Source organism: Kitasatospora sp. NPDC048545 (genome assembly GCF_040651155.1).
GTDB lineage: Bacteria > Actinomycetota > Actinomycetes > Streptomycetales > Streptomycetaceae > Kitasatospora.
The window spans coordinates 53,988-80,752 of record NZ_JBEZIQ010000014.1 but is presented as its reverse complement, the minus strand read 5'-3'; the positions used below and the strand labels follow the sequence as shown (position 1 = coordinate 80,752).

The 26,765-nt window shown below is 73.1% G+C and carries 23 protein-coding genes; 10 read left to right on the top strand and 13 right to left on the bottom strand.

All coding sequences use genetic code 11. The features are described 5' to 3' along the window. Window positions 1–13 precede the first annotated feature (13 nt). Window positions 14–1,531 carry an MFS transporter gene (locus AB0D10_RS15970; RefSeq protein WP_360256186.1) on the bottom strand — a complete coding sequence of 506 codons (1,518 nt, stop codon included), beginning with the start codon at window positions 1,529–1,531 and terminating at the stop codon, window positions 14–16. A gap of 398 nt (window positions 1,532–1,929) precedes the next feature. Between AB0D10_RS15970 and AB0D10_RS15965 the strand changes: the two genes are divergently transcribed. The 3 genes from AB0D10_RS15965 (at window position 1,930) to AB0D10_RS15955 (ending at window position 6,888) form a co-directional block, all read left to right on the top strand. Continuing rightward, complete coding sequence (locus AB0D10_RS15965; RefSeq protein WP_360256405.1) at window positions 1,930–3,339, top strand: APC family permease; 1,410 nt, start codon at window positions 1,930–1,932, stop codon at window positions 3,337–3,339. Window positions 3,340–3,639: 300 nt separating this feature from the next. Further along, window positions 3,640–4,764: a phosphate ABC transporter substrate-binding protein PstS gene (pstS, locus tag AB0D10_RS15960; protein WP_360256184.1), complete on the top strand. Its 1,125-nt coding sequence runs from the start codon at window positions 3,640–3,642 to the stop codon at window positions 4,762–4,764. Between the two features lie 291 nt (window positions 4,765–5,055). Continuing rightward, window positions 5,056–6,888: a glycoside hydrolase family 15 protein gene (locus AB0D10_RS15955; RefSeq protein ID WP_360256181.1), complete on the top strand. Its 1,833-nt coding sequence runs from the start codon at window positions 5,056–5,058 to the stop codon at window positions 6,886–6,888. Window positions 6,889–7,062: 174 nt separating this feature from the next. Here the strand turns inward: AB0D10_RS15955 and AB0D10_RS15950 are convergent, their stop codons facing one another. Both AB0D10_RS15950 and AB0D10_RS15945 read right to left on the bottom strand, forming a co-directional pair. Continuing rightward, window positions 7,063–7,350, bottom strand: a complete 288-nt coding sequence (locus AB0D10_RS15950; RefSeq protein ID WP_360256179.1) for a hypothetical protein — start codon at window positions 7,348–7,350, stop codon at window positions 7,063–7,065. 63 nt (window positions 7,351–7,413) lie between these two features. Then, the gene (locus tag AB0D10_RS15945) at window positions 7,414–8,337 is read right to left on the bottom strand and encodes an NADP-dependent oxidoreductase (protein ID WP_360256177.1); all 924 of its coding nucleotides are present in this window, start codon (window positions 8,335–8,337) and stop codon (window positions 7,414–7,416) included. 124 nt (window positions 8,338–8,461) lie between these two features. Between AB0D10_RS15945 and AB0D10_RS15940 the strand changes: the two genes are divergently transcribed. Continuing rightward, complete coding sequence (locus tag AB0D10_RS15940) at window positions 8,462–9,562, top strand: helix-turn-helix domain-containing protein (protein WP_360256174.1); 1,101 nt, start codon at window positions 8,462–8,464, stop codon at window positions 9,560–9,562. A 307-nt stretch (window positions 9,563–9,869) separates the two neighbouring features. Here AB0D10_RS15940 and AB0D10_RS15935 read toward each other — a convergent pair whose 3' ends face one another. Further along, window positions 9,870–10,451, bottom strand: a complete 582-nt coding sequence (locus AB0D10_RS15935) for a TetR/AcrR family transcriptional regulator (RefSeq protein ID WP_360256172.1) — start codon at window positions 10,449–10,451, stop codon at window positions 9,870–9,872. Between the two features lie 134 nt (window positions 10,452–10,585). Between AB0D10_RS15935 and AB0D10_RS15930 the strand changes: the two genes are divergently transcribed. Beyond that, window positions 10,586–11,470 carry a carboxymuconolactone decarboxylase family protein gene (locus tag AB0D10_RS15930; RefSeq protein ID WP_360256170.1) on the top strand — a complete coding sequence of 295 codons (885 nt, stop codon included), beginning with the start codon at window positions 10,586–10,588 and terminating at the stop codon, window positions 11,468–11,470. Between the two features lie 16 nt (window positions 11,471–11,486). Here AB0D10_RS15930 and AB0D10_RS15925 read toward each other — a convergent pair whose 3' ends face one another. Further along, window positions 11,487–12,023: a MarR family transcriptional regulator gene (locus AB0D10_RS15925; protein ID WP_360256168.1), complete on the bottom strand. Its 537-nt coding sequence runs from the start codon at window positions 12,021–12,023 to the stop codon at window positions 11,487–11,489. A 345-nt stretch (window positions 12,024–12,368) separates the two neighbouring features. On the opposite strand from AB0D10_RS15925, the gene AB0D10_RS15920 reads away from it, so the two are divergent. The 3 genes from AB0D10_RS15920 to AB0D10_RS15910 all read left to right on the top strand — a co-directional run bounded on the left by AB0D10_RS15920 (window position 12,369) and on the right by AB0D10_RS15910 (window position 15,044). Then, the gene (locus AB0D10_RS15920; RefSeq protein WP_360256166.1) at window positions 12,369–13,568 is read left to right on the top strand and encodes a cytochrome P450; all 1,200 of its coding nucleotides are present in this window, start codon (window positions 12,369–12,371) and stop codon (window positions 13,566–13,568) included. Window positions 13,569–13,650: 82 nt separating this feature from the next. Then, on the top strand, window positions 13,651–13,848 hold the full coding sequence (locus AB0D10_RS15915) for a ferredoxin (RefSeq protein WP_360256164.1): 198 nt from the start codon (window positions 13,651–13,653) through the stop codon (window positions 13,846–13,848). Continuing rightward, a complete protein-coding gene (locus AB0D10_RS15910) occupies window positions 13,845–15,044 on the top strand; it encodes an FAD-dependent oxidoreductase (RefSeq protein ID WP_360256161.1) in 1,200 nt (399 codons plus the stop codon). The genes AB0D10_RS15915 and AB0D10_RS15910 overlap by 4 nt, the downstream gene beginning before the upstream one ends. A gap of 299 nt (window positions 15,045–15,343) precedes the next feature. On the opposite strand, the gene AB0D10_RS15905 is transcribed toward AB0D10_RS15910, so the two are convergent. The 5 genes from AB0D10_RS15905 to AB0D10_RS15885 form a co-directional block, all read right to left on the bottom strand. After that, window positions 15,344–16,489, bottom strand: coding sequence for a beta-propeller fold lactonase family protein (locus tag AB0D10_RS15905; RefSeq protein WP_360256158.1), 1,146 nt, complete (start codon window positions 16,487–16,489; stop codon window positions 15,344–15,346). A 189-nt stretch (window positions 16,490–16,678) separates the two neighbouring features. Continuing rightward, window positions 16,679–18,238 (bottom strand): metallophosphoesterase family protein, encoded by a 1,560-nt coding sequence (locus tag AB0D10_RS15900; protein WP_360256156.1) that lies wholly within the window; start codon window positions 18,236–18,238, stop codon window positions 16,679–16,681. A gap of 189 nt (window positions 18,239–18,427) precedes the next feature. Then, window positions 18,428–19,393, bottom strand: coding sequence for a molybdopterin-dependent oxidoreductase (locus AB0D10_RS15895; protein ID WP_360256154.1), 966 nt, complete (start codon window positions 19,391–19,393; stop codon window positions 18,428–18,430). Between the two features lie 158 nt (window positions 19,394–19,551). Continuing rightward, the gene (locus AB0D10_RS15890) at window positions 19,552–20,148 is read right to left on the bottom strand and encodes a hypothetical protein (RefSeq protein WP_360256151.1); all 597 of its coding nucleotides are present in this window, start codon (window positions 20,146–20,148) and stop codon (window positions 19,552–19,554) included. A gap of 148 nt (window positions 20,149–20,296) precedes the next feature. Next, window positions 20,297–20,638, bottom strand: a complete 342-nt coding sequence (locus AB0D10_RS15885; RefSeq protein WP_360256149.1) for a DUF5713 family protein — start codon at window positions 20,636–20,638, stop codon at window positions 20,297–20,299. Between the two features lie 328 nt (window positions 20,639–20,966). Here AB0D10_RS15885 and AB0D10_RS15880 point away from each other — a divergent pair, with 328 nt between their 5' ends. Further along, window positions 20,967–21,770 carry a hypothetical protein gene (locus AB0D10_RS15880; protein WP_360256147.1) on the top strand — a complete coding sequence of 268 codons (804 nt, stop codon included), beginning with the start codon at window positions 20,967–20,969 and terminating at the stop codon, window positions 21,768–21,770. 145 nt (window positions 21,771–21,915) lie between these two features. Here the strand turns inward: AB0D10_RS15880 and AB0D10_RS15875 are convergent, their stop codons facing one another. Continuing rightward, a complete protein-coding gene (locus tag AB0D10_RS15875; protein WP_360256145.1) occupies window positions 21,916–22,608 on the bottom strand; it encodes an alpha/beta hydrolase in 693 nt (230 codons plus the stop codon). Between the two features lie 212 nt (window positions 22,609–22,820). Here AB0D10_RS15875 and AB0D10_RS15870 point away from each other — a divergent pair, with 212 nt between their 5' ends. Continuing rightward, window positions 22,821–23,519: a hypothetical protein gene (locus AB0D10_RS15870; protein ID WP_360256142.1), complete on the top strand. Its 699-nt coding sequence runs from the start codon at window positions 22,821–22,823 to the stop codon at window positions 23,517–23,519. Between the two features lie 595 nt (window positions 23,520–24,114). Here AB0D10_RS15870 and AB0D10_RS15865 read toward each other — a convergent pair. Further along, on the bottom strand, window positions 24,115–25,002 hold the full coding sequence (locus tag AB0D10_RS15865; RefSeq protein WP_360256140.1) for an NAD(P)H-binding protein: 888 nt from the start codon (window positions 25,000–25,002) through the stop codon (window positions 24,115–24,117). 218 nt (window positions 25,003–25,220) lie between these two features. Beyond that, entirely contained in the window at window positions 25,221–26,435 is a 1,215-nt protein-coding gene (gene fabV, locus AB0D10_RS15860) for an enoyl-[acyl-carrier-protein] reductase FabV (RefSeq protein ID WP_360256138.1), read from the bottom strand. Between the last annotated feature and the right edge of the window lie 330 nt (window positions 26,436–26,765).

Genomic DNA, 26,765 nt, shown 5'->3' with positions numbered 1-26,765 from the left:
CGCGGCGCCGGCCTCAGGTCTCCTGACGGTCGATCTGGTGCTCCCGGACCAGCCAGAGCGCGAGGACGGCGCCCACCAGGCTGACCAGCCCGCCGAGCAGCAGCACCAGGTTGAGGCCGTCCAGGAAACCGGCCCGGGCGGCGGCCACGGCCACCGCCCGGGCCGGTTCGGGCAGCGCGGCGACCGCCTGCGGGAGGCTGCCGTCGGAGGCGGCCTCGATCAGCTCGCGCGGGCGGGCGCCCTCGGCGATCGGGGTGCCCGCCGCGACCTCGCGGACCGTGTGGGAGCCCCGGGCGACGAAGATCGCCCCCCAGACGGCGATGCCGACCGCGATGCCGACCTGCCGGAAGGTGTCGTTGATGCCCGCCGCCATGCCGCTCTTCTCCTTGGGCACCACGCTCACCGCGACGTCGGCGATCACCGGGTTGATCAGGCCGATGCCCGCGCCGCCGACCAGGAACCCCGCCAGCAGGCCGGTCCAGGTGTCGTCGGGCCGGATGCCGCCCATCAGCAGCATGCCCGCGCCGACGGCGATGAGGCCGACGAAGAGCATCAGCCGGGCCGGCGCCCGGGAGAGCATGATCCCGGCGACCGGTGCGACGAAGAAGCTGAGCACCGTGATCGGCAGGTAGCGCACACCCGCCGCGAACGGGGAGAGCCCGAGGTAGTTCTGCAGGTACAGCGTCAGGTAGAGGAAGAGCGCGAACAGGGAGCTGGACACCGCGAACGCGGCCAGCTGCACGCCGGTGAACGCGTGCCGGCGGAACAGCCCGAGCGGCAGCATCGGCTCCGGCACGCGGCGTTCGACCAGTACGAAGACGGTCAGGAGGGCGGCCGCGCCGATGAACAGCCCCACGATCAGCGGGCTGCCCCAGCCCTCGGTGTTGCCCCGCACCAGGGCGAGGACGAGCAGGAACAGTCCGGTGCTGAAGGCCGCGACCCCGGCCCAGTCGATCCGGGTGGCGTTCGGGTCGCGGCTCTCCGCCAGCTTGAGGTAGGTGACGACCAGGGCGGCGGCCCCGATCGGCACGTTGAGGTAGAAGATCCACTCCCAGCCGAGCGAGTCCGTGAGCGCCCCGCCGATCAGCGGTCCGACGGCGACGGCCATCCCGATCGTCGCCCCGTAGACGCCCATCGCGGTGCCGCGCTCGCGGCCGGGCGGGAACTCCTGCGCGACCAGGGCGAGCGAGACCGCGAACATCACCGCGCCGCCCACCCCCTGCACCGCGCGGGAGACGTTGAGGAAGACCGGGTTCGGCGCCAGCGCGCAGAGCAGCGAGGCGAAGGAGAAGATCACCAGCCCCGCCGCGAAGGCCCTGCGCCGCCCGAGCCGGTCGGCCAGCGAACCGGCGGTCAGGACCAGGGCGGCCAGCGAGAGGGCGTAGGCGTCGAACACCCACTGCAGGTCGGTGAAGCTCGCGCCCAGGTCCCTGCGGATGGACGGCAGGGCGACGTTGACCACCGTGATGTCGAGAAGCAGCATGAACGTCGCGACCGACACGGCGATCAGCGTCCACCACTTGCGTTGCACGGCTGCCGGTCTCCTTCGACGGGGGATACGGGGGCACGCCGACCGCGGGTCGGCGGCGGCGTGGCGTCGACCGTATGCGCGGCTGCGGCCCGGATCCGGGCCGACACGACCGGGCGCGCCCCCGGAGGCCCCGTCCGGTCGAGACCTCCGGCATCCGGGGTGCCGGTTCCGGCAGGAGTTCCGCGGGAGTTCCGCGCTCTCTTGACGAGTTAAGTAACGTTCCTTAACTTGATCCCGGCGACCTCCCCGCGACCTCCCCGACCTCCCTCCTGCTCCGCCCCGACCTCCCCCTGCTCCGCTCCCTGCTCCATCCCCCGCTCCGTCCCCCACCTCTGGAGCCACCCGTGGACTCAGGCCTCACCCGGAGAATCGGCCTCTTCCAGGCCACCGCGATCAACATGAGCCAGATGTGCGGCATCGGGCCGTTCGTCACGATCCCGCTGATGGTCGCCGCCTTCGGCGGCCCGCAGGCCGTCATCGGCTGGCTGGCCGGCGCGCTGCTCGCCCTCGTCGACGGCCTGGTCTGGGCCGAACTGGGCGCCTCGCTGCCCGGCGCCGGCGGCACCTACGTCTACCTGCGCGAAGCCTTCCAGTACCGCACCGGGCGGCTGATGCCGTTCCTGTTCGTCTGGACGGCGATGCTCTTCATCCCGCTGATCATGTCGACCGGCGTGCAGGGCCTGGTGCAGTACCTCGCCTACCTGTGGCCGGGCATGACGACCGTCCAGGGCGACGTCGTCGGCGTCGCCGTGCTCGCCCTCGTCCTGGTGCTGCTGTGGCGCACGGTCGAGGACATCGGCGCGATCACCGTCGTGATGTGGGTCGTGATGATCGTCTCCGTCGGCGCGGTGATCCTGGCCTCCTTCACCGGCTTCCACCCCTCGCTGGCCTTCACCTGGCCCGCCCACGCCGTCGAACTCACCCACGGCGCGTTCTGGACCGGCTTCGCCGCCGGTCTGACCATCGGCATCTACGACTACCTGGGCTACAACACCGCCTCGTACCTCGGCGCCGAGATCAGGAACCCGGGCCGGGTCATGCCGCGGGCGATCATCCACTCGATCACCGCCATCATGGCCGTCTACCTGCTGATGCAGGTCGGCGTCCTCGGCGTGATCGACTGGCGGGACATGCTGGACCCGGACAACGTGGCCTCGAAGTCCGTCGCCTCCGCGGTGCTGGAGAGGACCTGGGGCAGGGGCGCCGCCGACACCGTGACGGTGCTCATCCTGGTCACCGCCTTCGCCTCCGTCCTCGCGGGCCTGCTCGGCGGCTCCCGGGTGCCGTACGACGCCGCCCGCGACGGGATGTTCTTCCGCTCCTTCGGCAGACTGCACCCCCGGCACGGCTTCCCCGTGCTCGGCCTGGTCGCCATGGTCGCGATCACCGCCGCCGGCTTCCTGTTCGCGCGGCACATCGGCGACACCTCCGCGCACCCGCCGCTGAGCATCCTGATCGCCCTGCTGACCAGCGTCATGGTGATCGTCCAGGCGCTCGCGCAGATCGCCGCCGTCACGGTGCTCCGCAAACGCCAGCCGCACCTCGCCCGCCCGTACAAGATGGTGCTCTACCCGCTGCCGAGCATCGTCGCCGCCATCGGCTGGCTGGTCATCTACGGCTACGCGGACAAGGCCAACGAGGGCGTCCACCCGATCGAGTGGTCGCTGGCCTGGGTCGCCCTCGGCGGCCTCGTCTTCCTCGTCTGGTCGAGGGCCGAGGGCGCCTGGCCGTTCGGGCCGAAGGAGATCCGCGAGGAGTACCTGGAGGCCCAGCAGGCCCGGGAGGCCGACGCCCTCGCCGGCGCCTGAAGGCCTCCCGGGAGTCGACTCGCTCTCCTCGCCGGGTACTTCCCCCACGTGGCGAAGGCAGGACAACCAACTCGTCCGGGGCGTCGAGGCGCTGACGCCCGGACCGGGTGCGGACGGCGCGCCCCGCACCGCCCGGGCGCGGCCCCGGACCGGGTGCGGGGCGGGGCCCTGCGGGCGGGTGAGCCTGTACGGGTACTTCGTCGCGCGGCTCGGGCCGGGCGGCATGTCGTGGCCGGATGCGGCGGTCCCGGCCCCCATGATGGCCGCGTCCGCCGCCGACCGTCGTCCAGGAGACCTCGCATGCCCCGACGGGCCACCTTCCCCCGCCGTTCCGCCCTCGCAGCCGCCGCCGCGGCAGCCGTCCTGACCTCGGTCACGGCGTGCGGATCGGATCCCTCCACCCCCACCGCCGCCTCCACCTCCCCGGGGAGCAGCGCGTCGATCGCGTGCAACGGATCGGGCCAGCTCCTCGGCGCCGGTTCGACGGCGCAGGCGAACGCGATCGACCTCTGGAAGAACACCTTCGGCGCCGCCTGCCCGGGCATCATGGTCAACTACAGCGGAGGCGGCTCGGGCGCCGGCGTGCAGCAGTTCAACGAGGGCAAGGTGGCCTTCGCCGGGTCCGACGCCGCCCTGAAGCCGGCCGAGGTCGACGCCTCGAAGCAGGTGTGCCCCGGAGGCCAGGGCATCGACCTGCCGATGGTGGCCGGCCTCGTCTCGATCGTCTTCAACGTGCCCGGCGTGGACAAGCTCGTCCTCGACGGGCCGACCATCGCCAAGATCTTCGACGCGCAGATCACCAAGTGGAACGACCCGGCGATCACCGCGCTCAACCCCGGCGTCACACTGCCCGACACCCCGATCCAGGCCTTCCACCGCTCCGACGACTCCGGCACGACCGCGAACCTGACGGCCTACCTCGCCGCCGCGTCGAACGGCGCCTGGCCGTACCCGCCGAGCAAGACCTGGGCGGCCAATGGCGGCCAGTCGGCCAACGGCAGCGCCGGCGTCTCGGCGCAGGTCAAGCAGGTCGAGAACTCCATCGGCTACGTGGAGCTGTCCTACGCCCAGACCAACAACCTGAAGAGCGCGGCGGTCAACACCGGCGCCTCCCAGCCGGTCGACGCCACCGCCGCCAACGCGGCCACCACCTTCGCCAAGGCCCAGTTCGCCGGGACGGGCAGCGACCTGGCTCTGAACCTGGACTACGCGACCAAGGACGAGGGCGCGTACCCGATCGTCCTGGTCACCTACGAGATCGTCTGCGACAAGGGCAACAAGGCCGCCAGCCTGCCCGCCCTGAAGTCCTTCCTGACCTACACGTCCAGCGACGCCGCCCAGCAGGCGATCAGCGCGACGGGGTACGTCCCGCTGCCTGCGGAGATCACCAGCAAGGTCAAGTCGGCCGTCTCCCAGCTCTCCTGACCCCCGCCGCCCCGCACCGCCGCCCGAACTGCTGTCCCGCACCGCCCCCGCACCGCCCCGGCACCGCCCGGGGCGGTGCCGCACGTCCGGGCCGACGGGCAGCCGGCGGGCTCGGGCGACGGCGACGAGGACACTGCGTGACCGAGGCCAACCGCGCCCTCCCCGCGCCTCCCCGTGGGTGCCCGCGGGTGACGGCTCGACCTCCGGGAACACCCGGGAGCGACCTACCATGAGAGGCGAGGTCTGCTCGATCCCCGCACCCGCCCACGGCGACACGGCAGGGAGGCCCGCATGGAGTCCGGGAACGGATTCGGTCCGGTGGACGGCGCACGCTATCCGCCGATCTCCGAACACGGCCTGATCGGCGACCTGCGCACCGCCGCGCTGGTCGGGACCGACGGCACCATCGACTGGTACTGCTGCCCGCGCTTCGACGCACCGAGCGTGTTCGCGTCCATCCTCGACGCCGACAAGGGCGGATCGTTCGAGCTGACCGCCGAGGTGCCGACCCGTACCCGCCAGTTCTACTTCCCCGACACCAACGTGCTGATCACGCGGTTCTACGCCGCCGACGGCGTCGCGGAGATCCAGGACTTCATGCCGGTCGTCGACGAGTCGCGCGAGGCGTCCAGGCACCGGCTGATCCGGCGGGTCTTGTGCGTCCGCGGCGTCCTCCCGTTCAGGGCGCGGATAGCCCCCCGCTTCGCCTACGGGACCGAACCGCACACCGTCCGCAAGCACGCGAACGGGGCGGTCTTCGAATCCCCGTCGCTCTCCCTGGCACTGACCTCCACCGCGCCGCTCGACAGCGACGGCACGGACGTGTGGTCGCACGTCAAACTCCTCGAAGGCGAGTCCGTGGTGTTCGCCCTCGACCGGATCACCGACGACGTCCACCCGAGAGGCTGCCCGCGCGCCGAGGCGCAGGCACAGGCCGAGGCGACCATCCGGTTCTGGCGCCAGTGGCTGGGCCGCTCCCGCTACCGCGGCCGGTGGCGGGAGATGGTGCACCGCTCCGCACTGGTGCTGAAACTGCTCACCTACGCGCCGACCGGGGCGATCGTGGCCGCGCCGACGACCAGCCTCCCCGAGCGCGTCGGCGGGGAGCGCAACTGGGACTACCGGTACGTATGGGTCCGCGACGCCGCCTTCTGCGTCTACGCCATGCTGCGCCTGGGCTTCACCTCGGAGGCCGAGGCCTTCATGAACTTCGTCTCCGAGCGGGGGATCATGCGCGGCGGGGGCACGACCGGACCGCTGCAGATCATGTACGGCATCGACGGCCGCACCGACCTGCCCGAACGCGAGCTGTCCCACTTCGAGGGCTACCTGGGGTCCGCCCCCGTACGGGTGGGGAACGCGGCCACCGACCAGCTCCAGCTGGACATCTACGGGGCGCTGATCGACTCCGTGTACCTGTACGACAAGTGGGGGCAGCCCATCAGCAGTGCCCACTGGGACGAGGTCGGCGCCGTGGTGGACTGGCTCTGCGACCACTGGGACCAGCCCGACGAGGGCGTCTGGGAGACCCGGGGCGGCCGGAAGGACTTCGTCTACTCGCGACTGATGTGCTGGGTGGCGATCGAACGTGCCGTCCGGATCGCCAACCGCCGCGGACTGCCGGCCGACCTCGCGCGCTGGCAGCGGAGCCGGGACGCGATCTACCGGCAGATCATGCGGCAGGGCTGGTCGGCCGAGCGCGGGGCCTTCGTCCAAGGGCTCGGCGACGACGTGCTCGACGCGTCCGTGCTGATGATGCCGATGGCCAAGTTCGTCTCGCCCACCGACCCCAAGTGGCTCTCGACCCTGGACGCGCTCACCGCGGACCTGGTCTCCGACTCGCTCGTCTACCGCTACGACCCGGAGGCCAGCCCGGACGGTCTGCACGGCACCGAGGGCACGTTCTCGATCTGCTCCTTCTGGTACGTCGAGGCGCTCACCCGCGCCGGACGCCTGGAGGAGGCCCGGCTGGCCTTCGAGAAGATGCTCACCTACGGCAACCACCTCGGCCTCTACGCCGAGGAGATCGGCCGGACCGGCGAACAACTCGGCAACTTCCCGCAGGCGTTCACCCACCTCTCGCTGATCAGCGCTGCCTTCAACCTCGACCGGGCCCTCGGTTGAGCCGGCGCCCGCGGTTGAGCCCGCGCCCTCGGCTGAGCCAGTGCCCCGGCGCTCCGGCCGTGGCCCCGCCGCCGGCCCGGCCGGACTCCGCCCGCACGCTCCTCGTGATCGCGAACGGGAGGAACCGGACCCGTAGGCCGAATGCTCCTGCTGGGAAGGCTTGTTGACGATCCGTCAGTCGGAAGCGGGCCGGTCCTCCAGGTGTGCGGCGAACTCGTTCACCCGGACCTCGGCGATGCGTTCGTAGCGGGCCAGGCGGTCGCCGTCGGAGGGTGCGGCGCCGAAGGCCACTTCGGCGAAGCCGAGCCGGCCGATGGCCTGCGGCACGTCGGGGTCCCCGGGGGCCAGCAGCCGGACCGGGTCGCCGATGGCCAGGGTGTACGGGGGGACGAAGAACTCGTCCGGGAGCACCGTCCGGGCGTGGACGAGCCCCGCGACGGCGACGACCGTGCCGGCGCCCACCCGGGCCTCCTGCCGCGCGCCTGCGGGTGGTGAGGCGGCCCACCACCCGCAGGCGACGGTGGGTCAGGTGACGGTCAGGACGATCTTGCCGGTGGTGCGGCCCTGTTCGCCGAGTTCGTGGGCCTTCGCGGCCTGCTCCAGCGGGAGGACCGTCTCCACCACGGGCCTCAGCGCGCCGCGCTCGGCGAGGGCCGCGATCTCGCGCAGGCCGAGGTGGTCAGGCTCGACCAGGACCCACACGGCGCGCACCCCGTCCGGGGCGGCGGGCAGGTCGTCCGGCCCGGGCAGGGTGACGAGGCGGCCGCCGGGCCGGAGCACGTCCAGGGAGCGCTTCGCGGTCTCGCCGCCGAGCCCGTCGAGCACGACGTCGACGTCGGACAAGACGTCCTCGAAGCGCACCGTCCGGTAGTCGACGACCTCGTCCGCGCCCAGCTCGCGCAGCAGGTCGTGCTTCCCGGCGCTGGCGGTGCCGATGACGTACGCGCCGCGGGCCTTGGCGATCTGGACGGCGAAGTGGCCGACCCCGCCGGCTGCCGCGTGCACCAGCACCCGCTCCCCGGGGCGGACGTCCGCGGTGTCCACCAGGGCCTGCCAGGCGGTCAGCGCGGCCAGCGGCAGTGCCGCGGCCTCCACGTGGGTGAGGGCGGCCGGCTTGCGGGCGAGGTGGCGGGCCGGCGCCACCGCGTACTCGGCGTAGGCACCCGCCTGGCGCGGGAACAGCGGCATTCCGAAGACCTCGTCGCCGGGGCGGAACAGGCCCACGCCCGGCCCGACGGCCTCGACGGTGCCGGACACGTCCCAGCCGACCGCCGGCACGTCGCCCCACTCGATGAGGGCGCCGCCGGCCCGGGTCTTCCAGTCCACCGGGTTCACGCCGGCGGCGTGCACCCGCACCAGGACCTCGCCCAGCCCCGGTTCGGGGCGCTCGACCTCCCGCTCGACCAGGTTCTCGGGTCCGCCCCACTGCTCCACGACCACCGCGCGCATGCTGTCCTGCCTCGTTCTTCGTTGCTCTCCGTGTGCCGCCGGGCTCTGGCGACGCGGTCCACGATCCGGCACCCCGGTCCGCCGTGGTGTTGGCCGTCCGGCCACTATGTGCCAGGATCTGGCCATGGGCATCGTGACGGCGGAGGGGCAGCAGGCGGCGGCGAAGGCGACGGTGAAGGCGCAGGTGAGGGCCGCGGCGGAGGCGGGAAGCGCGGACGGCCGGCGGCAGCCGGCGGGAGCGCCGCCCCGGCGCCACCGGATCGCGGTGCTCGCCCTGCCCGGTGTCCCGCCCTTCGAGCTCGGGATCCCCTCCCGGGTCTTCGGCAGCGCGCTGGACGCCGAGGGCCGCCCGCTCTACGAGGTCGTCGTCTGCACCGCCGACGGCGCGCCCGTCCTCAGCGACGCCGGCTTCACCGTGCAGCCGGCCGCCGGGCCCGAGGCGATGGCCGCGGCGGACACCGTGATCGTCCCGCCCACGCACGCCATGCCCGACCTGGCCCGCGGCGGCCCGCTGCCCCCCGAGGTCGGCGCCGCCATCGCCGGCATCCGGCCCGGCACCCGCCTGGTGTCCATCTGCTCCGGTTCCTACGTGCTTGCCGCGGCCGGGCTCCTCGACGGCCGGCCGGCCACCACGCACTGGAACCTGGCCCCGGAGTTCCGCAAGGCCTACCCGATGGTCAAGCTCGACGAGGAGGTCCTCTTCGTCGACGACGGGGACGTCCTCACCTCGGCCGGCGTGGCCGCCGGCGTCGACCTGTGCCTGCACGTGATCCGCCGCGACCACGGCGCCGCGGTCGCCAACCGGGCCGCCCGCATGTGCGTCGTACCGCCCTGGCGGGACGGCGGACAGGCCCAGTACATCGACCGCCCGGTCCCCGAACCCACCGTCGCCAGCACCACCGCCACCCGCGCCTGGGCCCTGGAACACCTCGGCGAGGACCTGCCCCTCACCCGGCTCGCCGAGCACGCCCGGATGAGCCTGCGCTCCTTCACCCGGCGCTTCCGCGACGAGGCCGGCATGACCCCGGTGCAGTGGCTCACCGCGCAACGCCTCGAACTGGCCAAGCAGTTGCTGGAGACCACTGACCTGTCGATCGACCTGGTCGCCCACCGGGCCGGCTTCGGCTCCGCGAACTCGCTACGGGCGCACATGCGGACGGCCTTCGGCGTATCCCCGGCCGCCTACCGCCGCACCTTCAGCCCGCACGAGGCCGCGCTCGGCTGAGCGTGCGGCATCGAAGCGGCGCGGGAGGTGCGTGATTCCCGGGCCGGCGCAGGCCCGGGAACCGCCCGCGCACGGGTCGCGGATGCTTCGCGATCGCCGGGTACGACAGCGCCCTGGCGACAGCCGTCACCAACGGCACGTCCTGACCGTTGCCGACCTGATGGGGCGTGGGGGCGTGGGCGTGGGGCGTGTCCGTGGAGCGGTCCGCGCCCGGCCCGCCCGCGCCCGACTCCGCTGCGGGGCAGTCGTCCGATTGCCCTGCGGCGGCGGCCCGTCAGGTGTCGGGCACCGGGCGGGCCGAAGGGTGTCAGGCGGGCCGGAGACCTTCCAGGACGGTCTCGACCAGGAGGGGGCTGCGCAGGGTCTCCTCGGGTCCGGCGCCGAGCAGGACCCGGTAGTAGACCGGCGCGTAGAGGACGTCGACCATCGTGCGGGTGGGCAGGTCGGAGCGGAGCTGTCCGGCGGCCACCGCCGCGTCGAGGCGGCGGACGCACCGCTCGATCCGCGGTTCGAGGAAGGTCGCGCGCATCGCGGCCGCGAGGGCGGGGTCGCTCTGGGACTCGGCGATGATGCCGCGGTAGAGCGTCCCGGTGGTGCCGGTGAGCATGGCGGCGACGGCGGTGAGCTGGGCGGTGAGGTCGGCGGTGATGTCCCCGGTGTCGGGGAAGTCCATGGAGTCGCCGATCCGGTCGTTGACGGCGTCCAGGGCGATCGCGCCCTTGGACGGCCACCAGCGGTAGATGGTCGGCTTGCCGACGCCCGCGGTCGCGGCGATGGCCTCGATGGTGGTCCTGCCGTATCCCTTGGCCCCGGCGACTTCGAAGACGGCGTCGAGGATGGCGCGGCGGGCTCGTTCGCTCCGGCGCTCGGGGTTCGGCTGCGGGGTCATGGCGGGAAGTCTAGCCTAGGCGTGACGTTACGTTTCGTTTTGACAAGGGGGTCGGGCCATCCTAGCCTCGTTGGCGTTACGAAACGTTTCGTAACGCCGCTCGGTGTTTCACGAGCCTCACCAAGGAGCCCGCCATGACCGCTGCCTCGTCCCCGTCCCCGTCCGGTTTTCCGTCTCCGTCCGCCTCCTCGTCCTCGGTTTCGTCCGCGTCCGCCGACCGCTACGTGCGGGGGCTGTCCCTCCTGCGCGAGGTCGCCGGCCCCGGAGGCCCGGCGGTGCTGGACGCCCTCGACGGCATCGCCCCGGACCTCGCCCGGCTGACCGTCGAGTTCGGCTACGGCGACGTGTACGCCCGGCCCGGCCTCACCGTCGCCCAGCGGCAGCTGATCAACGTCGCCGCCCTGACCGCGCTGGGCACCGCGGCGCCGCAGCTGCGCTTCCACATCGACGGTGCCCTCAACGTGGGCGTCGCGCCCGCCGAGATCGTGGAGACGGTCCTCCATGTGGCGGTCTACGCGGGATTCCCGGCGGCGCTCAACGGCATGGCCGTGGCCAAGGCCGCCTTCGCCGCTCGCCCGGAACTCGACTTCACTCCCGCGCGCAGCGGCGCCGACGCCGCGCAGACCCTGGGGGAGCGGCACGAGCGCGGTCTCGCGGTGTTCGACCGGGTCGACCGGGAGGCCGGGGAGCGCGTGGTCGCGTCGCTGGCGGACATAGCCCCCGTCCTGGCCGACCACATCGTCGACTTCGCCTTCGCCGACGTCTACGCCCGCCCCGCTCTCGACCTGAAGAGCCGCAAGCTGGCCACCGTGGCCGCCTGCACCGCGCTCGGCACGGCCCACCCGCAGCTGCGGGTCCACCTGCACGGGCTGCTCAACGTCGGCGGCACCCGGGAGGAGGCGATCGAGACGATCGTCCAGATGGCCGTCTACGCGGGCTTCCCGGCCGCGCTCAACGGGATCGCCGCGGCCCGCGAGGTGTTCGCCGAGCGTGACGCGACGGGCCGGGCGGGGGAGTAGGCGGACCGGCGAACCGTCAGCATCCTTGCGGCGGGAGCGCGTCGGCCCTTCTGTCCTCGCCCTCGGAGGCCATGGTGGTCCGCACGCGCTGGACGTAGCGGTGGATCAGGTGGCGCAGCACGTTGACGGTGGCGGCGACGTCCGGGGCGGGGACGCCGTCGAGTGCGCCGGCCAGTCCGATGATGTTGGCCTGTTTCAGCCGGTCGAGCACCGCCCTTCCCTCGGTGGTGAGTTCGACCTGGCGAGCCCGACGGTCCGTCGCGTCCTGGGTGCGTTCGACCAGCTCCTGGCCCTGTAGCCGGTCGATCTGGCGGGTGACGTGGGAGGGCTTGACCATCAGCCGGTCGGCGAGGTCGCCCACCCGGCTGCTGCCCTCGGCTTCGGCCAGTGCGCGCAGCAGGTAGACGTCGGAGCGGGCGGCGGTGATGCCGGCCCGGGTCATCTGGCGTTCGTGGTGTTGCGAACGTGTCAAAAGGTAGGCCAGTGTCGCCAGTACGGCCTCCAGCTCCGAGGCGGTGGTCCGTTCGTCTGCGGGGTCTTCGGCGTCCGGCATGGAGGAACTGTAGCGATCCGGTACGTGCGGCGGTGGTGGCGGAGCCCTCTGACCGGATTTCGGACAGATTCGTTCGCCGTCGGACTGGCTCTTTCGCCACAACGGAACGCGAGTTAGCGTGACGGTAAGTTAGTTGCTTAGGGCACGTAAATGGCCCGGCCCTGCCGCGCCGTTCGCCGTGCACCCGCTCCGCCGCGCACTCGCTCCGCCGCACCGCCGTGTCACTGCTCCGCCGTCCGACCAGCACGGCAGCACCGGCAACACCAGAAGCACCGAAGCACCGAAGCACCGCAGGCCTGTCCGTCCGGCCCCGCCCGCACTCCCGCTCCGAGAAGGGAGCCCCCCATGTCCACGGCCGCACCGAACACCCGCTTCGCCCACCCCGCCGCCCGCGGCGCCTGCCCCTTCGCCCCGCCCCCCGCGTACCAGCAGGCCCAGCAGCAGGAACCGATCAGCCGCGTCTCCCTGTGGGACGGTGCCCCCAGCTGGCTGGTCACCCGCCACGAGGACGTCAAGGCGGTCCTCTCCGACGCCCGGTTCAGCTCCGACTCCAGCCGCTCCGGCTTCCCCTTCATCAGCGCCGGCGCCCGGCAGCTGAACGCCGGTCAGCCCACCTTCATCCGGATGGACGACCCCGAGCACGCCCGCCTGCGCCGGATGCTCACCGGCGAATTCATGATCAAGAAGGTCGAGGCGATGCGCCCCGAGGTCCAGCGGATCGCGGACGACCTGCTCGACCGGATGACCACCGGGCGCACCGGCGCCGACCTGGTCCACGAGTTCGCCCTCCCGCTGCCCTCCCTGGTGATCTGCCTGCTGCTCGGAGTCCCCTACCAGGAGCACGACTTCTTCCAGGAGTGCAGCCGTATCCTGCTGCGCCGCGACGCCTCGCCCGAGGAGGTCGACACCGCCCGGGAGCGGCTGTCCGACTACCTGATCCAACTCACCGAGGCCAAGCGCGCCGAGCCCGACGACGGCATCCTCAGCCGCCTGATCGCCCGTGGCGAGCTCAGCACCGAAGAGATCGGCCTGATGGGCCGGCTGCTGCTGGTCGCGGGACACGAGACCACCGCGAACATGACCGCGCTGTCCGTCCTGGCCCTGCTGCGCAACCCCGACCAGCTCGACCACCTGCGCCGCCACCCGGAGTCCGTCCCCGGCGCCGTCGAGGAACTGCTCCGCTACCTGACCATCGTGCACTCCGGCCTGACCCGGGTCGCCACCGAGGACGTCGAGGTCGGCGGCGTACGCATCCGGGCGGGCGAAGGCGTCATCTGCATGATCAACACCGCCAACCGCGACGCCGGCGAGTTCCCCGACGGTGACGAACTCGACCTGACCCGCGACGCCCGCCGCCACCTCGCGTTCGGCTTCGGAGTCCACCAGTGCCTCGGCCAGCCGCTCGCCCGACTGGAGCTCCAGATCGCCCTCGACGCCATCCTGCGCAGGCTGCCCGGACTGCGCCTGGACGTTCCGTTCGAGGACGTCCGCTTCCGCGGCGAAATGCTCATCTACGGCGTCCACGAGCTGCCGATCGCCTGGTGAAGGCAGGCGCACCCGCGCCACCGCCACCCACCACCGTCACCCCACCAGGGCCCCGAGCGGCCCGCCCCCCGAAAGGAACGCGATGTTCGTCCACATCGACCAGGACAAGTGCTGCGGCGCCGGACACTGCGTCCTCGCCGCCCCCGAGGTCTTCGACCAGCGCGACGAGGACGGCATCGTCGTCCTGCTCGACGCCCGGCCGTCCGCCGAACTCCACCAGGCCGTCCAGGACGCCGCCGCCGTCTGCCCGGCCGCCGCGATCCGCCTGGAACTGGCGTGACCGCTCCGCGCCGGATCGCCGTCGTCGGAGCCGGCGCGGCCGGACTGCACACCGCCGAAGCCCTGCGCCGGGCCGGCTACGACGGGCGGCTCACCCTCGTCGGGGCCGAGGACGCGCCGCCGTACGACCGGCCGCCGCTGTCCAAGCACCTGCTTTCCGGCGAGTGGCAGCCCGACCGCCTCACCCTGCGCGACCCCCGGGCCCTGGACGAGCTGCGGCTCGACCTGCGCCTGGGGGTGCGGGCCCGGCACCTGGACCGCCGGGCCCGCACCGTCCATCTCGCCGACGGCCGGCAGGTGCCCTGCGACGCCGTCGTCATCACCACCGGGGTCCGCCCGCGCCGGCTGCCCGGCGCCGAAACCCCCCTGGCCGGCGCCCACGTGCTGCGCACCGTGGCCGACGCCCTCGCCCTGCGCGAGGACCTGCGCCCGGGGAGCCGACTGCTGGTGGTCGGCGGCGGACTGCTCGGCGCCGAGGCGGCGGCCACCGCCGTCGGGCTCGGCGCCGAGGTCACCTGGCTGGTCTCCACCGGCACCCCGCTGGCGGCGGTCCTCGGCACCGAGACCGCCGCCCTGCTGACCGGCCTGCACCGCCGGCACGGCGTACGGATCCACCGGGGCACGGCCACCCGGGTCCTCGGACGCAACGGCCGCGCCACCGGCGTCCGCCTCTCCGACGGCACCGACCTCGCGACCGACACCGTCCTGATGGCCATCGGCTCCCGGCCCGACACCGACTGGCTCGCCGACAGCGGCCTGCGTCTGGACGGCGGCGTGGTCTGCGACGTCCACTGCGCCGCCGGCCCCGGCGTCTGGGCCGCCGGTGACACCGCCAGCTGGCCCGACCCGCGCACCGGCTGCCACCGGCGCCTCGAACAGCGGACCAACGCCACCGAACAGGCCCTGCACGCCGCCCGGAACCTCCTCGCCGGCCCGGACGGGACCCGCCAGGCCTACGCACCGGTGCCGTACCTGTGGACCGACCAGTACGGGCTGCGGGTCCAGGCGTACGGCCACCCCGGAGCCGCCGACCGGTTCGAGGTGGTCGACGGCGACCCGCAGGAGCACCGGTTCGCCGCCGCCTGCGTGCGCGACGGACGGGTCACCGGCGCGGTCGGCATCGCCTCCGCCCGGGCCCTGCGCGGACTGCGCGCCCAGGTCGCGGCGCACAGCCCGTGGCAGTCCGAGGCGGCCTGACGGGGCCGGCCCCGTCAGGCCGCAGTGGACCGGTGGACCCCCGCCCGTGCGGGGGTCCGCCGGCCCAACAGTGGCTGGACTATCGTTAGTTGGCGGAAGCTACCGACATTCCTGTTCCGGCGTCCATGCTCCGGTCCGGGCCCCGGAGGAGGAGCGGCCCCCGAGGAGGAGCGGTCCCCGAGGAGGAGCGGCCCCGGCCACGATCGTCCGCCCACCGGGCGGCGAAGGGGCGCGACCGGCTCCGCCGCCGGCGCAGCGAGGACGCTGCACCGGGGCGGGAGCGGTGCTGACGGTCCGGGTCAGAAGGCGACGATGCCTTCGCCGCCGACGCCGCCGGGGACGGTCTGGGAACCGAGCGCGGTGAGGGAGCCGTCGTCGTTGATCGCGAACTCGTCGACGATGCCGTTGACCCCGGTCTGGGCGTAGAGGAAGCGCCCGTTGGAGGAGACCGCGGCGTCGACGGTGCCCGGGTCGGTGGGCGTGTTGCCCAGGACGGTGAGTCGGCGGCCGCGGTCGGCGGTGCGCAACCCGGTGAGGGTCGAGCTGCCCGCGTTGGACGCGTACAGCAGGTCGCGCACGCCGACGATCCAGCAGGTGGCCGACTGGCCGGTGGGCGCCTGCGCCACCTGGGAGGCCGAGCCGTCGCGGTGGATGACGAGGGTCGCGACGGCGTTGGTGCCGGCCTCGGCCAGGAACAGCCCGTGCGCGCCGTTGGGCACGAAGGCGAACGGCACGGCGCCGGGCAGGCTCGTGACCACGGGCGCGTCCGCGGGGGCGCCGGAGCGGTCGAGGTTGAACACCAGGAGGCTGCTGCCGTTCGCCTTGGTGGTGACGACGAGCTGGGAGCCCTCCCCGGTGAAGCCGACCTGCCCGGGGGTGTTGGTGAACTGGGGCGTGGCGTTCGGGTCGAGCCCCAGGCGGCGGTTCCAGCCGGACTCCGCACGGAGGCGTCCGGCGTGGACGGTGTAGCCCTGGATCGAGCCGCCGTCCAGGGCGTTGAGCACGTAGACGACGTCGTCGTGCACGGCGACGCTCACCGGGAAGCGGCCGCCGGAGTCGACCACCTGCCGCAGGGTGAGACGGTCGCCGTCCACGGAGAAGACGGTGACGGTGTCACTTCCGGCGTTCACCGCGTACAGCAGGGCGTGCCGGGGGTCGTAGGTGAGGGAGCCCTGGGAGGCGAGGTGGTCGGCGACGGAGCCGTCCAGCTGTCCGCCGAGGCCGTGGGTGTCGTAGGTGGCGGCCGGGGTCAGGCGTCCGTCGTCCGCCCGCCGGTAGGCGATGACCTGGTTGCCCGCCGGGTTGTCGTTCTGGACGAAGACGGCGTGGTGGCCGCCGTCGGGACGGCCCTGGCCGCCCCCGTGCGGCGCGGCGGATGCGGCGGGGGCGCCCAGGGCCGCGGTGGCCAGCGCGGTCGCGACGACGATACGAGTGAGCTTCTGCACGGCGATCTGCTTCCTTGAGGAACTGAGGTCATGACGAAGGCCCGTGGTCGTGCCACGGCTCCGGGTCGCACGGTATGTGACGATTTGTCATAACTCTCGGAAGCGCGGCGCTCCGTCGGACTGCTTCTGGGCGCCGCCGCGGTGCGGGCCGGGTCGGCCGGGTCAGCCGGGTCGGCCAGGTCGGCCGCGTCAGCCGCGTTGCACGGTGACCCGGTCCACGGCCGTGCCGTCCTCGGTGACGGACCGCACTTCCATCCGCGCGGGCGCGCCCCCGGAGGCGGGCGTCACGTCGACCGCCACCAGGCAGTAGCCGGTGTAACGGACCCTGGACCAGCCGACCTTGACGGTCTGCTCGTGGCCGCTCCGGTTGGAGACGACCATCGGCACCGGGGCGTCGTTCCTGGTCTCGTGCCCGAGGTAGGTGTCGGAGGCCGGGAACGTGTAGAGCCCGCCGCCACCGCCGCCCGCGACGACGTACGTGGTGCCGTCCTTCACCGGGTTGACGGTGTCCCCGGAGGCGACCTTGCGGGTGGCCTTGCCGGCGCGGATGGGGTCGGTCCGCTCGTAGACGTGGTTGTGGCCGCTGAGCACCAGGTCCACCTGGTACTTGTCGAACAGCGGGGCCCAGTCCTGCTGCGCGCCGAGTTCGGCCCCGTTGTCGTGGCAGGTGGAGTACGTGCACTGGTGCAGGTAGACGACGATGAAGTCGATGCCGGGGTCGGCCCGCAGTTCGGCGAGCCGGCTGTCCAGCCACTTCTTCTGCTTGCCCTTGGTGTAGTCGAGGTTTGCGGGGGTGTTGAAGCAGACGTCGTTGCCGTCGAGGCTGATCAGGCCGACGTTCTGGTAGCGCCAGGAGTAGATGCCGGTCGACTGGCTCCAGGCGTTGTCGGGCATCGTGAACCGGGCGCGGACGCCGCCGTAGCCGTCGGGCCCGTACCACGGCTCCATCTCGTGGTTGCCGACCGCCACCATCCACGGGGTCCGCGCGGCGACGGGGTCGTTCTGCACGAAGAAGGAGTCCCACAGGCGGGCGTCGTAGGCGTCGCCGGTCTTGCCGCTGCCTCCGCTGTTGGCGTACGACAGGTCGCCCATGTGGAGGTGGAATGCGGGGTCGAGGCCGGCGATCAGGTTGCCGGTGGCGGCGGCGTTGTACCCGATGCCCTGGTCGCCGAAGGCCGTGAAGGTGAACCCGGCGCCGCGCCCGGGGGCGGGCGCGGTGCGGAAGCTCGCCACGTCGCCGAGTCGGCCGCCCTGGCCCGCGGGGTCGAGGCCCTGGTGGCCGACGACGTAGTAGTAGGTGGTGTCCGGGATCAGCTGGTCCACCCGGGCGTGCAGGTAGTACTGGGTGACGGTGGTGGGCTTGATCAGGGGCTGGTCCTCGACCGGGTGCTGCCAGGCGAGTTTGCTGACCAGGGTGCGGACCTCGGCGGCGACCGGGGCGCCGAAGTCGCCGGGCCGGAGACCGATCCGGACGAAGGGGGCGGTCACCGCGTCCGGCACCTGCCAGGAGACGACGACCTGGCGGGACGGGTCGGCCCCGAAGGCGAGGTGACGGCCGAAGGGCCGCAGCGCGGACCCGGCGGTCCGGTCGCTCCGGGGCGTGGGGAGGGGCGGGGTGTCGAGGGCGGTGGGGCGCGGGGCGGCGGCCCGGGCGGTGCCGGGCAGCAGGAGGCCGCCGGCGAAGGCCGCTCCGCCCGCCGCGCCGACGCGCAGGAGGTCGCGTCGGGAGTGCCGTGGTGTCTCGGACATGACATTAAGTTAGGAAACTTCCCTAACCTTTGACAAGAGGGCGGACGACACCGAATTCAGCTCCACCGGCGGCCAGTTGGGCGACGCTGCCGCCACCGTCCCGGACCCCGATTCGTGCGGCGACCCCGACGAGTACGGGTCGGGCCTTCTCACGCCCGACCTCGCACTCGCCCGCCGGCCGCCCGGGAGCTACCGGCCGGCCGGCGGGGCGCTCGCCTCGGCGACGACCCGGATCTCGTGGACGGCGTTGCGGTCCCCGGCGAGCGGCTGGACGCGTCCGGCGGAGTCGGTGGCCCGGCAGCGGATGCGGTGCGGGCCCGGGGCCAGGTCGTACGGCAGGCGGAAGCGCTGCCAGGCCGGGTCCGGGCCGCGGCGGTCCAGTGCGGCGGGCTGCCAGCCGGCGTCGTCCACGGAGACCTCGACGGACGTCACCTCGGTCGAACTCCAGGCGTAGCCCGCCAGTTCGCAGGTGCCGGCCGGGACGGAGCTTCCGTCGCCCGGGGCGAGCAGCTTGCTGCTGACGTCCTTCTCGCGGACCGGCCGGGACTCGCTCTCGCCGGGCAGGACGCGGGTGTACAGGCGGGTGGTGAAGAGGTGGTCGGGGCGGTCGGCGGCCAGCACGATCCGGCTCAGCCACTTGACCGAGTTGGTGCCGAACATCAGGGGCGCCACCGCCCGCACCGGGTATCCGTGGTCGGGGCGCAGCGGCTCGCCGTTCATGCCGTGCGCGAGGACGACCTCGGCACCCGCCAGGTCGAGCGGCAGGTCCTTGAGGTAGCTCGTGCCGCTCTCCCCGCCGAAGTCGCCGGTGTCGGCGCCCTCCAGCCAGATGTGCCGGGCCTCCGGGAGCGGGCCGGCGAGTTCCAGGACGGCGGCGAGCGGGACGCCGGCCCACTCCACGTTGGTGACCGCACGGGTCGGCACGGTGGGGTGCAGCGGATTGCCGAAGCACTCGTGCACGGCGGTGAAGCGGGTCTGCGGCAGGCCCTGGAGCGTCGGGAAATCCAGCCGCAGCGGACGCTCCACCAGGCCTTCGACGGTGAGCGACCAGGTCGCGGTGTCGAGCCGAGGGTGCGGACCGAGGTGGTTGCGGACGAAGACCTCGTCGACGGGCGTGAGGAAGAGGTCGGGCGTCGGTGGGTCGGTCCTGATCATCGGTCATGTCCCCCGTGTCGTGAGCGCTGTTGCGTGCGGTCGACTGTACAAGGAGCAACTGACAGCCCGGCCGTGCCGAGGTGCCCGCACCCGACCGCGCCACGCGTTGGGCAACGTCCGGCCCTGAGTCGCTTCGGTCGCTCCGGTCGCTCCCGGCGTCAGGGACGGGTCAGGTCGGGCAGGCCCTGCCCGGCGACCTGCAGCGCGACCGCGATGTGGCTGTAGTCCGGGATGGACGACCCGGTGGCCTTCTCGTAGCGCACGGCGTCGGCGAGTCCGACCTTGCCGCCCGTCGCGAGGGACCTGTTCGTCGTCCACAGGAGGACGCGCAGGTCTTCGTTCTCCACGCCGAGGAGCGGTGCGGCGGGCACCGGCGGCACGCCGGTGCCGACCCGCCAGTCGGCCACCGCGGCCCAGAAACCGCTCACGGCGTCCCAACAGACCGTGCTGCGGGGTCCGAGCAGCGGGCGAACCTCCTCGGTGGACCGGAACGCGTCGAGGCCGTGCGACACGAGGTTCTGGAGGTTCTCCAGGAACGTGACGACGAACCTGTACTCGGACTCGTCCGCCAGCAGTTCCTCGACGACGGCCAGGACCTCGGCGGTCGCGCCGTGGTCCCGCCGGGCCACCCGGTAGGCGACCTGCCGGCAGACATCCAGGTCCTCGTCGGCGTCGACCGATCGGGCCCCGACACCCGCGAGGTCGAGGAGCCGCCGTGTCCGTCCGGCCGGTCGTCGTCTCCAGGAGATGCGCATCGTGGCCCTTTCCGCCCGCAGCGACGGCGATCATGGTCGCCCGTGGTCGGCCAGCATGCCACGGCATTCGGAGCGTCCCGGCGGCGGCCCCGGCCCTGAAGGGCGCCGGTCCTGAAGGGCGCCGGTCCTAGGGAGACCGGTTCCCGCTTCACCAGTCCCGGACGGCGATCAGCTCCTCCGCGTCCGCGTCCGTGAACCCGTAGGCCGACGCGACGAACCAGAACTCCTCGCCGATCCACTCACGCGCCACCGTCTCGATCTCGCTCCCGGCGGCCTCGAACTCCGCCTCCAGACCGTTGAACTCCTCCGTCGCGGCATGGGTGAGCGCATACAGGCCCCCGAGGTCCGACGGCTGCTCGGCCTCGATCCGCTCGCACAGCCGCAGCAGGACCGCCCTGCCCCGGTCGACGACGTGATCGGGGAAGTACGGGTCCTCGTACATCGGCCGCAGGAACGCGTGCCCTGCCACCCGCTGGTTCGTGATCGGCACGGTGCTTCCCCCTGCGTGGATGAGTGGATGACCCGATGCGCAGATCATGCACGGCACCACTGACACCGGGGTCGTGACCGCGTCCGACGCCGCCGCCCGGCCGGTGCGCCGGGAGGAGGTACCCCCGGCCCCGGGACCGCCCGTACGACCGGACGCCGAAGGCCGTCCGGCCCCGGCACACCCCGACCCGTCCAAACCCGTCCACTTCCGCGGGCGAAGCGATCGCGAATCCGGTGCCGTCAGGACTCGGACGGTCCCGGTCCGTCACTTTCTCGCAGCTCCTGACAACTGCCCGGCCACGGCGGAGCGGCCCCGACAGGATCGGCGCATGAGCGTGGCAGACATCGGCGCCGTCCTTCCCGCAGTGCTGGCCCTCCCCATCAGCGTCCTCGCGGCATGGTGGACCAGGCGCTCCGGCGACCGGGCGGCGGGCGCGACCCTGAGTGCGGCACACAGCCAGGCGAGCGCCGCCCTCGCAGCCGTTCACGTCCAGAAGCAGAACGAGCAGGAGCTCAGGCAGCAGACCGCGTTGGCGGACGCGTCGTCCGGCTTCCTCCGCGCGAGCGACGAACTGGTGGCGACGGTCCAACGGCTGTCCGACGTCGACCACGACCGGCGGAGCGCGCAACTCGCCGACCACGGCACGGCCGTGGAATCGGCCTTCGGACCGCTGGAGCTGCTGGCGTCCCCGGACCTCCTCTCCCGCGCCACGGGCCTGCTGCAGCACTGCCGGCGACTGGAGAAGCTGGCCCTCGACCGGGCGGTGCTGCGGTCGGCCGTGGCGGCGATGGAGGACGGCTGGTGCGACTCCGACGCCGAGGACTGCGACCACCCCGAGCACGGCGCGGCATGGGTTGCGTGGTGCTTCCTCGTGGAATGGCCGGACATGGAGGCCGAGAAGAGGCGCGAAGAACGGGGTCTGCTGGAGTTCTGCCTCCTGGAGAGCGAACGGATGTCGGAGGAGGACGCCGCCCGGGTGGTCGCCCTCGCGGACCGCTGCCCGAGCTCCTGGTCGGCGATGGTCGGAGGCCCTGTCCGCGACCCGCTGATGGAGCGCTTCACCTCCCTGCGCACGGAGTTCGTCGACGCCGCCCGGTCGGTGCGACCGCACCCGTCCGACGCGCCCGCCTGACCGGCAGCGCCCGCCGCTGTGCCCACCCCGCGCGCTTGCGGAGGCGCGATGCCGAGCGTGTCCCCGGCCGGCACGTCTTGACCGCCGCCGCCGTTGCCGCTGCGTGGGAGGTCGGATCCGTCGACTTCCCACCAGCGCGCCTCGCCTACAGCGCGGCCCGGTACGCCTCCAAGCGCTCGGCCAGCTCCTCCGGGTGGCCGAGCATCGGGAGGTGATCGCCCGGCATCTCGTCCGGCCGGAAGCCGAGCCGCTCCTCGACCTGCCGCCGCACGAACGCGGGCGGGAAGAACCGGTCGCCGGCGGCCAGCAGATACCGGGTCGGCACCTCCGGCCAGGCCTCCAGCGGCCACGGAGTTCCGAACGGGGTGGCGGACTGCGGCCGCTGGTGCTCCGTGAGGAGTTCCTCGGCCAGTGCGGCCGGGGTGTCGTGCAGGAACAGGGCGCGCTCGTCCTCCTCCGCGCCCTCCGCCACGCCCCTGGCACGGTCGGCTTCCCGCCGGTCCGCCCGGTAACCGGTGTTCTCCCACCACTCGCCCGGCGACTCCCCGGGAGCCGGCACCTGCGCCTGGAGCAGCACCAACAGGTCCACCGGCAGCCGGGCGCACACCAGCGGGCCCGTGAAGCCGCCGAACGAGTGCGCGACGACCACGAGCCCACCCGCCCGATCGCCGACCGCCGCCACCACCGCGTCCGCGTACTCGGAGAGCCCGGCCGCATCGTCGTCGCACGGCAGTTCCGGCGCGACCACCTCGTGACCCCGCTCGCGCAGCCCGCCCGCCAGCGGCCCCCAGTACCAGGCGTCGGCAGCCGCGCCATGGATCAGAACGTACGTCGCCACGGATCACTCCCGTTCGGAACGGATCACTGCTGCGCCGTACCCGAGCCTACCGACCGGTCCGCCCCCGAACCGCCGGGCAGCGCCGAATGCTCACCCCAACGGCCAGCCATCGAACGCCCGTTGGGGACGGTCCAGTGCCCCGAGAGGCCCGCACGGGCCGGAGCCCGCGGTTGTAGGATCCCTCGATGATCACTGACTGGGGGAGATCGGCGATGAGGAAGACCCGGGGGATCCTGGCCGTGGCCGCAGCTGTCGGCGTGCTCGCCACGGGCTGTGGATCCGACGGCGGCGACGGCAAGGGTGCGCCGCCGAAGGCCGACAAGGGCGCGCTGCCGAAGGCGGAGAAGCTCGCCGCTGACACCGGCGCACGGTACAAGGCGGTCGGCGTGCCGGCACTGGATGGCATGACGTGCGACAAGGGCAACGGAGGCTTCCACTTCGGCAGCGACCTGGACATGCTCGTCGCCGGTGACGACGGACTCCCGCAGGTCAAGCAGGACTCGGGTGACGACAAGGTCTCCTGCTTCGCCGCGACGCGCATCACCCTGAGCAAGGGCGGGATGCGGGTGACCGCGCCGAACCTCACCACCCGGACGACCTTGTACGAGCGGGTTGCGGACCCCGCCGCGTCACTGAGCGCGGTCTTCTCGCACACCATGGACCTGGAGAAGGGCTACGGCCGGACCCCCGTCGGGGAGCCCAAGTCCTTCAGCACCAAGGACGTGGTGGTGGAGTGCCAGCAGAACGTCAGCGACACCTTCCCCATGACGACCTGCTTCTGGGCGAACTACGGGGCGATCGGCGTCGTCGACTTCTTCCCGCCGGACGGCAGGCACCTACCGGTCGACGAAGCAGCCGCACAGGCGCACACGTTCGCCGTGGGCGCCCTCTCGGCCGCCGGCACGTCCTGACTCCTCGGAGGGCCGCGCGCAGGCGCACCGGGCGTGCGGGCGTACCGGGCGGCCGGGTCAACCGGAGTGGGGTGCCGGGTCGCCCTGTCGGCTGAATCGGACGGACTACCGCCCAACGGGCGGGCGCAGCGCGGACACTGGGCATTCCGGTGTGCCGCCGGTCCCGGCTGGTCCCCGGCCGGTCCCGGCCGACGTCCACGCCGGTCACGTTGGGAAGTCGCAGCAGGTCAGCGGTGTAGGCGCGGGCTGCGGCGAGGGGTGCCCGTGGCGGTTCGGGTTTCTGCGAGGTCCGGGACATGGGGACTCCTCGGTCCGGGCGGAGCGCGGTGCGGCCCTCGCACAAGACCGTCCCGGCCGTCAGAAGCGTTCGGTGGAATGTCCGTTGGTGGAAGTCCGTCGGTGGACGGCGGCCGGCGCCACGTCGGCCGGTGGAATCCCGGTCGGCGCCCGGCCTGCGCCCCCGTACGCACCCCTCACTGTGATTCCAGTCAGTCCTGCCCCGTGCGCACCCGCGCCTCCGCCGCGGTGCCGGGGGTCGCGGAAGCCCGCCGCCGGTGGTCTCGGGGGCGGGCGGGGCGGGCTTCCGTGCCGGACCTCAGGCGAGGACGGCGGGCTTGAGCACCTGGGCGCACCACTGCTCGAAGGTGGTGGGGGAGGAGGTGGCCGGGGTGCGGGTGACGCCGGTGTCGAGTCCTTCGTCCTTGGCCCGCTTCATGTCGACGAGGGCCTGGACGAACTCCTCGTCGAGGCCGTAGCCGACGAGGGTGGTGTGCATCTCGTCGAGCGGCTGGCGTTCGTAGCGGACGGGGCGGCCGAGCTGTTCGGTCATGATGCGGGCCAGGTCGGCGGGGGAGAGGTCCTGCGGCCCGAGGACGGGGACGCTGCCGGTGCCGGTCCACGAGCGGTCCAGCAGCAGGGCTTCGGCGGCGGCCGCGATGTCGGCGACGGCGACGAGGGGGACCTTGCGGTCCGGGTCGACGGTGTCGGTGAAGACGCCGTGCTCGCGGATCGAGTCGGCCTCCTCCAGGAGGTTCTCGAAGAACGACGGGTTGGCCAGGGCGCGGTAGGAGACGCCGGAGCCGGCGATGAGGTCGTCCATGGCGAGGGAGGCGGTGACGAGGCCGGCCCGGTCGGCGAGCGGGGTGCCGCGGCCGAGCGCGGACACGCCGACGACGTGGCGGACGCCGTGGGCGGCGAACGCCTTGACGGCGGGTCGGGTGAAGCGGCTGAAGCCGTCCCGCGGGGGGAGGGAGGCGTCCGGGGGAACGAGCCAGAAGACGGCGTCCGCACCCTCGAAGGCCCGGTCGAGGACCGCGGCGTCCCCGTGCGAGCCGGTGACCACCTCGACGCGGCTGCGCGCCGCGTCCGGAAGCCGCGCGGGATCGCGCACGATCACGCGCAGGTCCTCGCCGCCGGCGGACTCCAGGAGCCGGGGGAGCAGGTGACGGCCGATGTTCCCGGTGGGAGCAGTGATGACGATCATGAAAAAACCTCGTAGGTCGTGCCGGTGCGGTACGTCCCTCATCCTGCTGAGGACCACTGCGGCGCGACAACGGGAACTTCGGCACGGAATCATTGATGGAAACGGAAAAGTGCTGGTGGGAAGCCCGGGTCGGGCATCGTCGGCGCAGAATCCCGCGATCGCTCCCGGCCCCCGCCGGCCGGGCCGGGACGCCCGGCCGGGGCAGGACGCCCGGCCGGTCAGGACGCCTGGCCGGGCCAGGGGACGTCGACGGTCACCGCCGCGCCGTAGTCGACGCCCGGCACGGAGAACCCGTACAGGCGCCGGACGTGGGCGCGGAACCAGTCGAGGTCGGCCAGGCCCGCGATGGTGTCGGTGGTGGCGGCCTCCCAGCGTTCGGCGACGGCCGCCTGGACGTCGTCGGCGAGTTCCCAGGTGTCCAGCCGGATCCGGCCCTCGTCGTCCGGGGTGAGCGGGGCGGCACCGGTGAACTGGTCCCAGAGGGCGGCGAGTTGGTGGATCGGCGGGACCAGGCCGTCGCCGAGGACACCGCGCAACAGGCCGGTGTACAGGGCGATGCCCGGGATGGCGGTGGAGGACTGGGTGACGGCGGCGCCGTTGACGGAGGTGACGGCGCGCCCGCCCACCGTCCTGCCGAGCCGCTCGTCAAGGGTGCGGGCGGTGGCCTCCAGGTGGGCCTTGGCCGCGCCGATGGTGCCCTGCCGGTAGATCGCCGCCGTCAACGGCGAGCCGATGTACGACAGTGCGGCGGTGGTGAAGCCGTCGGCCAGCAGGCCCCGGCCGGCGAGGTGGTCGATCCAGCGTTCCCAGTCCGCGCCGCCCATCACGGCCACGGTCTGTTCGACGTCGTCGCCCCCGGCCGCTTCGGTCTCGACCTCGCGGACCTCGGGGACGCCCTGCTCGTCGAAGAGGAGGGTCTTGGTGCGGTCGGCCCGGCCGATCGGCTTCAGGACGGAGGCGTACGTGGCGCCGCTGTCGGGGTCGGTGCGGCGGGGTGCGGCCACCGAGTGGATCAGGAAGTCCAGCCTGCCGCCGAATCGTTGCTCGACGAGGTCGGCGACCCGGTCCTTCATCGTGTCGGAGAACGCGTCGCCGTTGAGGAAGACCAGGTCCCGCCCGGCGGTGCGGGCGAGGTCGGCGGTGGCCGCCGTGCGGTACCAGCCGGCCGTGGCGGTCCGCCGGTCGGTGGCGGCCTTCTCGAAGGAGACCGCGATCCCGCGGATTCCGGCGCGCTTGAGCCCGGCGAGGGTGGCCGCGAGGCCGTACCCCGCGGAGGAACCGACGATCAGCGCCACCGGCCCGGCACCTGACGGCACGTGGTCGGGCGCCGGGCAGTCCTGCCACATGTCGGCCACCAGCTGCCGGCAGCCCGCGGGGTGGGAGTCGAGGAAGAGGAATCCCCGGTTGCGGGGGGTGAGAACGCGCTCGCTCACGACGGCAGTCCTTCGGTCGGGCCGGAACAGGATCGCGGCGACCGCCCGGGCCGCCGCACCGGTGCAAGTCTGGGACCGCACGGAACGCGGGCAGGAGCCCTGCCTGGGACAATGATCACGAGCCGATCTTGGAGTGTTGCCACATCGCGGGCGCGGCCGGCACGGGCTCGGGCTCAGGCTCGGGTGCCGGCACGGGCTCGGGTGCGGGCACGGGCTCGGGTGCGGGCGGCGGACACCGCACGTGCGGGTGGGCGGTGGGGCCGGCGCTCGGATACGAACCACCACGGAGACGGAAGCGGCCGTGCGGCGGGCGCGCACGCCGGTGGACCG